Source organism: Henriciella aquimarina, from assembly GCF_002088975.1.
GTDB classification, from domain to species: domain Bacteria; phylum Pseudomonadota; class Alphaproteobacteria; order Caulobacterales; family Hyphomonadaceae; genus Henriciella; species Henriciella aquimarina.
In genome coordinates, this window is record NZ_NCST01000059.1 from 1 (window position 1) to 11,336 (window position 11,336).

The 11,336-nt window shown below is 59.1% G+C and carries 12 protein-coding genes; 11 read left to right on the forward strand and 1 reads right to left on the reverse strand.

The features are described from left to right. Positions 1-203: 203 nt before the first annotated feature. Positions 204-1,154, forward strand: a complete 951-nt coding sequence (locus tag B8784_RS08055) for an IS110 family RNA-guided transposase (RefSeq protein WP_084396263.1) — start codon at positions 204-206, stop codon at positions 1,152-1,154. Positions 1,155-1,232: 78 nt separating this feature from the next. Here the strand turns inward: B8784_RS08055 and B8784_RS08060 are convergent, their stop codons facing one another. Continuing rightward, positions 1,233-1,664, reverse strand: a complete 432-nt coding sequence (locus tag B8784_RS08060; protein WP_084397230.1) for a GNAT family acetyltransferase — start codon at positions 1,662-1,664, stop codon at positions 1,233-1,235. A 289-nt stretch (positions 1,665-1,953) separates the two neighbouring features. Here B8784_RS08060 and B8784_RS08065 point away from each other — a divergent pair, with 289 nt between their 5' ends. From B8784_RS08065 to B8784_RS08110, 10 genes are all read left to right on the forward strand, one after another. Then, positions 1,954-2,517 (forward strand): antirestriction protein ArdA, encoded by a 564-nt coding sequence (locus tag B8784_RS08065; RefSeq protein WP_084397232.1) that lies wholly within the window; start codon positions 1,954-1,956, stop codon positions 2,515-2,517. Positions 2,518-2,522: 5 nt separating this feature from the next. Beyond that, positions 2,523-2,717, forward strand: a complete 195-nt coding sequence (locus tag B8784_RS08070) for a hypothetical protein (protein WP_084397234.1) — start codon at positions 2,523-2,525, stop codon at positions 2,715-2,717. Beyond that, a complete protein-coding gene (locus B8784_RS08075; RefSeq protein ID WP_084397236.1) occupies positions 2,714-3,187 on the forward strand; it encodes a hypothetical protein in 474 nt (157 codons plus the stop codon). Before B8784_RS08070 ends, B8784_RS08075 begins: the two co-directional genes overlap by 4 nt. Then, positions 3,184-5,208 (forward strand): ParB/RepB/Spo0J family partition protein, encoded by a 2,025-nt coding sequence (locus tag B8784_RS08080; protein WP_084397238.1) that lies wholly within the window; start codon positions 3,184-3,186, stop codon positions 5,206-5,208. Before B8784_RS08075 ends, B8784_RS08080 begins: the two co-directional genes overlap by 4 nt. A gap of 454 nt (positions 5,209-5,662) precedes the next feature. Then, a complete protein-coding gene (locus B8784_RS08085; protein ID WP_027836414.1) occupies positions 5,663-5,986 on the forward strand; it encodes a DUF736 domain-containing protein in 324 nt (107 codons plus the stop codon). A 240-nt stretch (positions 5,987-6,226) separates the two neighbouring features. After that, positions 6,227-6,481, forward strand: a complete 255-nt coding sequence (locus tag B8784_RS08090; RefSeq protein ID WP_084397240.1) for a helix-turn-helix transcriptional regulator — start codon at positions 6,227-6,229, stop codon at positions 6,479-6,481. Next, on the forward strand, positions 6,471-7,166 hold the full coding sequence (locus B8784_RS08095; protein WP_158085633.1) for a S26 family signal peptidase: 696 nt from the start codon (positions 6,471-6,473) through the stop codon (positions 7,164-7,166). The genes B8784_RS08090 and B8784_RS08095 overlap by 11 nt, the downstream gene beginning before the upstream one ends. After that, positions 7,163-9,100 (forward strand): DUF3363 domain-containing protein, encoded by a 1,938-nt coding sequence (locus tag B8784_RS08100; protein WP_143435370.1) that lies wholly within the window; start codon positions 7,163-7,165, stop codon positions 9,098-9,100. Before B8784_RS08095 ends, B8784_RS08100 begins: the two co-directional genes overlap by 4 nt. A 190-nt stretch (positions 9,101-9,290) precedes the next feature. Further along, positions 9,291-9,926 carry a DUF6338 family protein gene (locus B8784_RS08105; RefSeq protein ID WP_084397246.1) on the forward strand — a complete coding sequence of 212 codons (636 nt, stop codon included), beginning with the start codon at positions 9,291-9,293 and terminating at the stop codon, positions 9,924-9,926. A 171-nt stretch (positions 9,927-10,097) separates the two neighbouring features. Next, positions 10,098-11,333, forward strand: coding sequence for a metallophosphoesterase family protein (locus B8784_RS08110; protein WP_084397248.1), 1,236 nt, complete (start codon positions 10,098-10,100; stop codon positions 11,331-11,333). Positions 11,334-11,336: the final 3 nt, after the last annotated feature.

Here is an 11,336-nt window from a genome sequence, read left to right on the forward strand (position 1 = left end):
CTTGTCTTAGAGATTCCTGGTCTTCTGGTTAGAAAAGAACCGCTGGTGGGGACTGCGCAATTTCCCCGCCGGCGTAGAGGAACGGATCGTGCCTGCGCTGGCTGAGTAAGTGCCGTTGGGAAGTTTGATCGTCCTCTTCATTTCCATGCGACCTGAACGGATACGAGGGCATCTAGGCCCGTACGACAAGCAAAGGATCTGGAATGTCCATCGAACCAGTTCGCCAGCATATCGGCGTCGATATTTCAAAGAGCACTCTGGATGCGCACATGTATCCTGAGGGCAGGACCATAACTGTCCCGAATGATAAAAAAGGATTCAGGCAATTGCTGACCTGGATGGCAGGATGTCATCTTGAACAGCTACTCTATGAACCGACCGGGCAGTATCATCTTGCCTTCGAGAAGTTCTTCCTGAAAGCCGAAATACCTCTCGGCAAGGTCAATCCACGGCAGGCTCGACGATTTGCGGACGCATTGGGTGTGTCGGCGAAAACAGACACGATCGATGCCGGGCTTATCGCAAAATACGGGGCGATGATTTCTGTGCGCCGCGTCAGCGACAGAACGATCAAGTTCAATGAAATGAAAGAGCTACAATCGGCTCGGCGCGCTCTGGTGAAAGACAGGACACGCGCGTCCAACCGGTCTTCCGCCCGGATAGCTCCCTTGTTGCGGCGCCAGGCACGGGAAAGGATTGAGCAGATCGACCGTCACATGAAAGCAATCGACGCGGCTCTTCGTTTGCTGGTCCGTGATGATGAATTCCTGAAAGCCAGATTCGACATTCTACAGACTATTCCTGGCATTGGAGAAACAACCGCGATCATGCTTCTGACCGAGATGCCCGAACTCGGCTTCATCGATCACAAGGCGGCCGCCAGTCTTGCAGGACTTGCTCCGATCGCTCGGGACAGCGGCACGTTTCGAGGCAAGCGATACATACAAGGTGGAAGAGCACATTTGCGACAGGCGCTCTATATGCCCACCCTCGTTAGCATAAAGCATAATCCGGAATTCAGCGCGAAATACCAGATGATGGTCGCCACCGGAAAAGCGCCAAAACTGGCCATCACAGCCATAATGAGAAAGCTTATCGTCCTGGCGAACAGTCTGCTTCGCGATAGCCGAAACTGGGTTCCAAGCCGGACTTGACGAAGACGGATACTTCCCACTGACAAGCAGAGGGGTCGGAGGCTGCTCGGCCTGCATGAGCATTATGAGGCCGCTGGCTCAGGGGGTGTTCGGGTCGTTCAGCCATTTCCCGAATACGGTCACATCCTGGGCTTCATAACCGAGCGCCCCGTAGAAGGCTTCGGCATCGGCATTGCCGATGCGGACCATCAACTGGACTTTTCCGACATTCCGGCTTGCGAGCCACAGCTCGGCTTCGGCCATCATTTCGCGGCCATGACCATGACCCTGTCGCTCCGGTTCGACGGCGAGATAGTAGATCCATCCCCGGTGCCCGTCATGCCCGACCATAACTGACGCGATCAGATCATCCTCCCTGTAACCCACCATCAGCGTCGCTTCGCGGCTACGCACACACAGATCGATATCGGCCGACGGATCGTTCCACGGCCGCGTCAGGGCGCAGCGTTCCCATAGCGCAATCACAGCGTCGCGGTCCTGCTCGCGATAGGTGCGGATGTGTAGGCTCATATAGTCTGTCTTGCGGGATTCGGCTCGGTTGGCGCGTCCCGCGGCCTGCAACCGTCCGCCCGGCGTCCAGGACAGTCCCCCAATCAGACGAAGGTGGGCGGACGACCGGTCTGCCCGGACCCGCCGGTTGCGCAAGGCGGGCGGGTTTGAAGAGCGTCTGGAAACGTTCTGAGTCTCCTACCTTTCCGCCTTGCGCAACCGGCTAACGGGTCCGGCCTGCCGGCCTTCTCGCCGCCCACCCCCGCCTGATGCGGGAGGGACATTTGGGCGGGGAAGCGAGACTGAACCCATGACCACACCAGAGCCCTCAGCCCCCCTTGCGGCAGACGCTGCACCCACACCTGAAACCCGCCCCCGTATCTATGTGGCCTGCCTTGCCGCTTACAATAATGGCTGCCTTCACGGGCGCTGGATTGATGCCACCACGCCGGATGAGGTGATGGCCGAGGTTCGCGCCATGCTGGCGGACTCGCCGCTGCCCGCCGCCGAGGAATGGGCGATCCATGATTATGAAGGCTTTGAAGGCGCTTATCTCTCGGAATATGCGAGCTTCGAGACGGTCTGCAATCTCGCCGAATTCATTGCCGAACATGGCAGGCTTGGCGCGCTGGTCCATCGCCATTTCGGCGATGACCTTGAACAGGCCGGAGCGGCCTTCGAAGATTATGCGGGCACTTATGCGAGCCGGGCAGACTTCGCCGAAGAACTGCACCGCGACACCGGCACGGAAATCCCCGCAGCCCTCGAATATTATATCGACTGGTCAGCGCTCGCCCGCGACATGGAGCTGAACGGCGACATCATGGTATTCGAGACTGGGTTCGAAGACGTTCACGTCTTCTGGACGCGGTGAGCGCCATGGCGAGATTTCAGGCAAGACCGCGCGAAGATGGACGTGGCCCCTATCGCTGGGCGCATGTCGTGAAGACCCCGCAAGGGTTCGCGCAGGGCACGATCTATCACCAGTCTGGTGACGAGTTCGACGAAGCAGAGGCGCGCGAGCTGCGCGCTCTCTGCGACCGTGAGGGGTTCGAGCTTCGGAGGGCGTCATGAGCTTTGCCGAGCGCTTCGATACCTACGCCTGCGAGGGCGACACGATCACCTGTGAGGTTGATGGCTTCTCCGTCACAGCCCGCATCGTGGCAGATGATTGCCCGGATGCGCCCGACCAGCGGCAGGACGGATTCTGGCCCTCGCTCTACAAGGATGCGCCGGGCTTCATCGGGCCGGGCAATGGCTTCCGGAAGCGCTTCGCTGAGGCGCAGGAGAAGGCCGAAGCCGTCATGGAGGCATGGCGCAAGGGCGAGTGGTTCTATTGCGGGATTGTCCTCTCTGTCGAGAGAGACGGCATCGAACTGGACCGGCATGCGGCGAGCCTCTGGGGCGTCGAGTGCAATTATCCCGGCTCCGACAATAGCTATCTCACGACGGTTGCGAACGAGCTTCTGCCCGAGGCGCTGGATGCGGCCAAAGCCGCTACCGCGCGCTTCACCGAGACCGTGACAGGCTGGGCCGCGACATGAGCGCGGCCCGCTCCCTCACTGAATTGCTCGGCCCACGGCCCCGGCTGACGCTGGTCATTGCCGATGCCCAGGTCGCCGAAATCTGGGTCGAGGGCCGCGCGCCCTTGATCACGATCCGTGACTATGACTGGGGCCAGACCGACCCCGAACCGAGCCGCGATGGCGACGGCTTTCCCTTCACCAAGATCAACTGGAGAGGCCCCGCATGGGCGCTGGGTCTTTCGCTTTACCCGCCAGAAAAGGAGACTCCCATGGCACAGCCCGACCTCAAACATATCCCGCTCGACGAGCTTCGGATTTCAAAGCTCAACATGCGGCACGGAAGGAAGAAGCCGGACGTATCCGACATTCTTCCATCCATCCGCGAAAGCGGCTTGCGCCAGACCCTGCTGGTCCGCCGCGAGGGTAAGTATTTTGGCGTGATCGCCGGACGCCGCCGCTTCTTCGCCCTGAAAGAGATTGCCAATGAGACAGGCAAAACACCGCTCGTCCCCTGCGCGATCATGACCGAGAAGGATGCGGCAAGTGCGATTGCGGCCTCCGTCATCGAGAATGTCGGGCGCCTTCCCGCGACCGAGATGGAGCAATACGAGGCCTTCAAGCGCCTGCATGAGGAAGGCAAGGCGATTGAAGATATCGCCATCTTCTTCGGAGTGACCGAGCTACTGGTGCGGCGCGTACTCGCGCTTGCTTCGCTCGCTGATCCGATCCGCAAACTCTACGCCGAGGACGAGTTGGACCGTGAAACGATCCGCGCGCTGACGCTCGCCACACCCGACCAGCAGGCCGAATGGCTTCGCCTCTTCGAGAGCGAATCCGAACGCGCCCCGATGGGCCGGTCCTGCAAAGCATGGATCACGGGCGGGACCACGATCACGACCGACAAGGCTCTGTTCGATCTCGACACCTATGAGGGTCAGGTCACCGCAGACCTGTTTGGCGAGCATGGCGTGTTCGCTGATGCGGACCAGTTCTGGGCGGCACAATCTGCCGCGATTACCGACCGGATCGAAGCCTACAAGGAAGACGGCTGGCGTGATGTCATCTGCCTTGAGCGCGGGGCCTACTTCCATCGCTGGGACCATGTCCAGTACGCCATGGAAGATGGCGGGAAGGTCTTCGTAGAAGTCCGCCATGACGGCACGGTCCAATTCCATGAGGGACAGCTTACCTCTGCCGAGGCCCGCAAGCGGCAGCAGGGATCGAAGGGTGACAGCGACGCCGTTGCGGCAGCAATCCGGCCAGAAATGTCTGGCCCGCTCGCCGAATATATTCTGCTCCATCGCCATGCCGCCGCGCAGGCGAGCCTTGCCGCTTCGCCCGCAATTGCACTCCGCTTGATGGTCGCACATGCGATGGCTGGCAGCGCGCTTTGGGATGTCCGGCCTTTCGAACTTCGCGCCCGTAAGGATGAGACGCAGGCGAGCTTGGAAGGCTCGAAATCTGTGGCTGTGCTCACCGAGAGGACCGAGCAGACTGACGCCTTGTTCAAAGCCCTGAACGTCAATCCGGCGCTTCGCCGGAATGGGGATGACTATCGGTTATGCGAGCTCTTCTCTGCGCTTCTGGCGATGTCGGACGAGGAAGTCCTGACTGTTCTGGCGAGTGTCATGGCCCGCACACTCGAAGCCGGGAATGGCGTCGTCGAGGCGGTCTTGCATGTCTGCGACACCGACCTGTCGGCAGCATGGAAACCGGACGAGACCTTTTTCGATCTCACCAAGGACAAGCGCGCCATCAATGCCATGATCGGTGATATTGCGACGGCGTCGCTCGCAGACTCCTGCCGCACCGAGACGGGCAAGGCGCAGAAACAGGTGCTGGAGAACCGGATCACAGGCGAGGGTTGCGAGGCCAATCCTGACTGGCGACCGGGCTGGATGCAGGTGCCACCGGCCCGCCTTGTCGAGGGAGCCGGGTCACCGCCTGCCGATGCGTGGACACGGGTCGCGGGACTGTTCGAAGCGGAGGCAGACGCCACGCCCGATGAGACACCTGAACCACAACAGGACGCTGCCTGAACATTCGTCTCCTGTTCAGCCAGCAAGAGGGGCCGTCCGGTGTGTGGCACCGGGCGGCTTCTCGCATTCTCAGGTGTGCGCGTAGCGGCTGTGAGGCCTGGGCGATTGCAAAATGCCTTCAGAAAAATCGCGCGTCTTTAGGTCTCGAATGACACGGCCGGGACGCATGCAGGGCGTTCTGATTTCTTGTCCGGCAGGCTTGCCTCGGCCCCCTTGTTCCCGTCTTTGCCTTTATGACCTGGACGCGCTGACCCGGCCCTGAAACCGGACAGACGAAGAATTTTCCCCGACGCTTTCGCGCCTTCCTCGCGCAGCAAAATTCCCCGCCCGTCCGGTGCTCCGCTGTGCTGCGCCCGCGAGCGGTTCAGGCCCGGCTCAGCGCGTCCTCACGGTCCGGCGTCGACGGGGACAAGGGGTCCCCGGAGACAAGCCAAGGAACGAAAAGGAGAACCCCATGGCAAACGCACTCGGATATGTCAGCGAGACCAAGTCCGGCTTCGAAGGCACCCTCGCAATGATGAATCTCTCTGCCGCGATCCGCATCGAGAAGAATGCGGAGAAATCCGAAGAAGGCCAGCCGGACTACCGCATCTATGCCGGCGAAACCTCGACCGAAATCGGCGGCGGCTGGATGCGGAAGGCGAAGGCATCGGGACGCGACTATGTCTCGCTCACCCTCGCCGACCCCCAGATCGGTCCCCGCCGGATCTTCGCCAACCTCGCCCCGGTCAAGGGCAAGAAAGGCCGTCACGTGATCCTCTGGAACCCGCGCGACTAGGATCTGATGACCCTCTCACTGAGCCGCTCCGGAGACATCTCCGAGGCGGCTTCTTTTCGTTTGAGAGCGAGCAGATTGGAAGCGCTGACAGGTCGATCAACGCTCAGTTTGGGCGCGGAATTTTTGCGGGCCTACAGGGGTGTCGCCAGCGACGTGCTCGAGTTCGACACTCTTAATCTGAGGATGAGCTGTCAGTCTGTCTTGGCTTCGAGTTGCGTAAGAGAAAGGAGACCCTACGCCATGACAGAGCCCAACAAGAATGGAGACGCGCTTCGGCCAAAATCGAACCTCCCTGCCCCGACCGAATGGCTGAACACGGATGAAACCGCTGATCATCTCGGCCTCAAACCGAAGACGCTGATCAATATGCGTTCGCTCGGAACAGGCCCCGTCTACCACAAGATCGGTGCCAAGGTCTGGTATCGCGGCAAGGACATCATCGCTTACACCAATGGCCGCCGGTTCATGGGAACGGGGATGCGCGATGACTCGTAGAACCGCGCTTCTCGCCATGGGTTGCGGGCTCAGCCTGATGCTCGCGGCAAGCTTCATCGACCGCTCCGATTTTGTATGGAACCGGACAGAAAGTGTGCCCAAGGGGCTCTATTTTGTCGACCGGTCCGCGCCTGTTTCGACGGGTGATCTGGTGGCATTTGAGCCGTCGGATGAGGTCCGGCAATGGCTCGATCAGGAAGGAATTGTTGGCGCCGACTGGCCCTTGTTGAAGCATGTTGCGGGCCTATCCGGTGACGAGATTTGCAGATGCGATACGCAGGTCTCCATCAACGGGATCACATCTGTTGATGCGCTCAAAGTAACCGAGTCCGGCAGCGCCCTTCCCGCCTGGCAGGGCTGTCAGACCCTTAAAGCCGGCGAAGTTTTCCTGCTCAACTCTCATCCCCTGTCAGTCGATGGACGATACTTCGGCGTTCAGGACGGCGCGCGCATCATTGGCGTCGCCAGGTCCATATGGACTTATGGCAACCGGTCGGCTGAGGATCAGGCGACCGTCAAAGCGATAGATAACGGGACGGGAATGGCTTCTGTGTCCCGGAGGGCAAGATTAAGGGAGTGTCACCCAGCGACACTTAACCCATTGTCTGCACATCCTTTTTTATGTGACCCGGCGCCGGAAGGCGGGTGCACGGATTTGCAATCCGCTGCGCGCTTGGAGCCGTGAGCGACGATTTCGACTTCGTTCCGCGCCTCGGAAAGATCAGGTCGCAGGGCAAGGCAAAGACCCAGCTGAAGCGGCTGAAACGAGTCGTCGCGAAAGGGCGGCTCTCGACGCGCGGCCGCAGTTCTCTGCCACCTGGCGCTGTGCGTCATGCTGGGCGTGGAAAAGTACAGGCCGCCCTTGCCCGGCACTGGTCAAACCAGCGGGCCCGGCGCGTTATCGTGAAGGTCCATATTGCACGGGCGGGTCCAACCGGCGCGGCGAGTTTTGCAAAGCATGTCGCCTACATCCGCCGGGAAGGTGCCGGGCGCGACGGCGAGCGCGGCAAGCTCTATGACCGGAGTGTCGATGAAGTGGATGCCAAAGCGTTTAATGAACGGGCTGACGAGGACCGGCGGCAGTTCCGGCTGATCGTCTCTCCGGAAGACGCAGACCAGATGAAGAATCTAACGCAGTTCACGCGGGCGTTCATGGGCCAGGCCGAGAAGGATCTCGGCCGCCGGCTCGACTGGGTCGCGGCCAACCATCATGATACGGGTCAGCCACATGTTCATATCGTGATCCGCGGCGGGAACACGCGGAATGCTGAGCTGCTGATCGACCGCAAATACATCACGCAGGGATTTCGGGCGCGGGCGCAGGAGCTGGTAACGCTTGAGCTGGGCCAGCGGCGGCTAAGGGAAATGGCGGCTGCGAGGTCAAACGAGGCACAACGTGAGGCGCTCACGGCGATTGATCATGACATCGCCCGTTCGCTGACCGATGGACGTTACACGCCGGAGAGTGAGCGGGGCGGACTGTCGAGATTCGATGGCGCGGTCGTTAATCGTCGTCTTCGGTTTCTCCAGACACTCGGTCTTGCGAAGCGACAGGAGGATGGTCGCTGGGCGATGCAGGAAGGTTGGCAGGATTCGCTTCGGGCTCTCGGCAGGCGCGGAGATATTATTCGATCGCTTGCCAACCTCGAGGGCCGGCAGATTGATGCGTCGCGTCTGCACGCCCTGCCCCGCCAAATGAACTTCGCTGGCGAAATCCTGGGGCGGCTTGCGGCTACCTTGCCCGGCGATGAATTGCGGAATGGTACCACCGCGCTGATCGAAGGCCTCGATGGGCGGATATGGTCCATCGAGATGACTGAGCAGGAAGCGGTTCAATTGCCGAAGCCAGGCGGGATTGTTTCTGTCGGACGGGGAGCAGTTGAGTCGAAGCCTGCGGATCGGACGATTGCTGCGATCGCCAAGCGAAACGGTGGCGTGTATTCGGAGGAGCTACATGAGGTCTCTGATCCAGCGAGTTCGCCGTCGTTCCGGCTCGCTCACAAGCGCCGCCTCGAGGCACTGAGACGGCTTGGAGCTGCCGAAAGGAATGCGGATGGAAGTTGGTCCATCCTGGGCGACTTTGAGGAGCGCGCGTTGCAAGCCGATGCAAGAAGGCAACGTCTCACAGTCGATGTTCGATCCTACCTGTCGATAGAAGCGCTGGTTGAGCGCCATGCGGAGACTTGGCTGGATCGGATTGACGCCCAGATGTTGGATGGAACCGCGGGGCCATTCGCGGACGAACTCAGGAAATCGTTCTACGGGCGGACGGCTTGGTTGCAGAGCAATGGATACTCGCTTGATGATACCGGACAGCTGACACGGGAAGACGCAGAGCGTCTCAGGAGAGACGAACTCGAAAAGGCGGCGATAACGGAAAGCGCTCGCGTTGAGCTTCCCTTTGCGGATACGGAGAACTGGGATCAATTTTCAGGGACCTATTCGCGGCACGTCGAACTGGCTCAAGGCCGATTTGCTGTGATTGAAGGAAAAGAAGGCTTTGTGCTTGTTCCGGCATCCGGCCAGAAATTGAATTGGGTCGGCAGAAACGTCGAACTCAACCGTTCGCGCACTTCAACTCTATGGTCGTTAGGCAGGTCTAGGATACATGCCTCATGATGGCGCAAAAAGTAGACCTAGACTTGAGTGAAGACTCTCCCTCTTGGTATAAAGCAAACGACCCTAAATTGATAAATTTCATAGGCGTTTGCAACGCAAGGCGCTTAAATTTAAACGCGCACTATGCTCCGTGAGTATAAGCGGAGGACTTGCCCAACACCCGCCTTAAGTCTTCTGTAAAGGAGATGCATTGAATTTCTCAGACGTAGACGCCCTCAAGGATATGCTCGCTCTGCTGGCACCCGGCTTCATTATCCTTATGGTTCAGGAGGCTCACAAAGTCGGGCCAAGAGACAGTCTGCAGCAAAGGCTCTTTAGCTACGCCGTCGCCTCTACTGCATACTTCGCAGCCATCGCCCCTATTGTTCGCCACGCGGGCGAGGTCCTATGCGTCCCCGTTCTTTGGGCACAGGTTGCTGAATACGCTGTATTTCCAGCTATCCTAGGCGTCATCCTGGCGGTGTGTCGGTCGAGACGGTGGCTCGACAGAATTTCGCGTTTGCTGAAATTGCCGCCGATTCACCATATTCCGACGGCCTGGGACTGGGCGTTTCCCCTGCAACGTAACGGAGTGTTCGTTATCGCGACTCTGGAGAATGGGGACCGCTTTGCAGGGCCATGGTCTCCGGCCGCTTTCGCATCTTCGACAAGCGGGGAACGCGACTTGTACATCCCAGAGGTATGGGACGCAAAGGAAGAAGGCCCATGGGAGCGGTTTGAACCAAAACGCGCCATCTTGCTCTGCGGCAAGGACATTAAGACCATCGAGTTTTTCAATGCAGGAGAAAGCAATGACGAAGAAACCACGTCCGGCACCACACCTTGAAAAGAAGGGTTACACAGCACCGCCGCCACGACCCCATAAGGTCAATGGTGGCTATCAAGGCTCAGGTCCGACCACCAATGAAACCAAGCCGCCATCAGGAGGCGGCGGCGGCAGTCAGTCATCTGGCAGCAAAAAGTAAGTACGTTGGCTTTCGATTCAGGACCAGACTAGTTGTTTCGCTTCGTACACACAGCTGACGTTCATCTCGACTCCCCTCTAAAGTCATTGGCTCTGCGCGACCCGGATTTGGCGGAGATGGTTGGCGTTGCTACTCGGACAGCGTTCCGCCGGGCCGTCGATTTGTGCATCAACGAGCAGGTCGATGCGTTTATCGTCGCTGGCGATCTCTATGACGGCTCGCTGCGAAGCATGAAGACGGCGAGTTACTTTGGAGAAGAAATGCGCCGGCTAACTGAGGCCGGCATTCATGCGTTTATTATTCGAGGCAATCACGACGCGGAATCCATCATCACGCGAGAATTGACCCTGCCAGAAGGTGTGCATGTCTTCTCGAAAGCAGATAAGCCGGTCATTCTGAAAGACGGCGCGGTCGCGGTTCATGGCGTCAGCTTTGAGGAGCCACACGCGCCAAATTCGCTGCTTTCTAGGTATCAGCCCGGGACACCCGGCGTTATTGATATCGGTGCGATGCACACCAGCCTGGATGGATCACCGAACCATGACGTTTATGCGCCGTGCTCGACCGCCGATCTCGCAGCTCATGGGTACACTTATTGGGCGCTTGGTCATATCCACAAGCGGAAAGTAACCATCCATGACGACTGCACTATCGTAATGCCCGGTATTCCTCAGGGCAGGCACATGAACGAAGACGGTGTTAAATCCATAAGCCTGACGACGATTGCTGAGACCGGGAAATGTACAGTTGAAGAAAGATACGTCGCGCCCGTTCGTTTCGAGCGGCAGTCGCTTGATGTGTCGCAAATTGGCGATTGGCGCGAGCTGCTTGAGCTCTCGAACGACGCCTTCAACAAATTGCGAAGCGGTCCTGCCGCAGACCAAGAAGTCATTGTGCGGTTGACCTGTATCGGTGACGGCGGTTTCGCGCGCAAGATGCGTCACGACCGCGAAAGGCTGGAAGAGGAACTACGGTCAGCCGCTTCACGCGTAGGGCACGTTCATTTGGAACAGGTCACTTTTGACGTTGCCGCTTCACAAGCGGTGAAGGACAACCGAGTTTCTGAACTTTCTGCTATCGTCCAAGGCGGTCAAATAGACCGTGATCAGATCGCGTTGCGACTGGAGGACGACGTACAGCAATTGATCCAGAAACTGCCGGGGGAGCTTCGCTCGCGGTTCGATCCGGCAGAGAATAAAGGGATAGTCCAAGACCTTTCTGAAGAGGGCGTTTTAGACCTGCTGGCGCAAATAGAGGGAGATGGCTGAGAT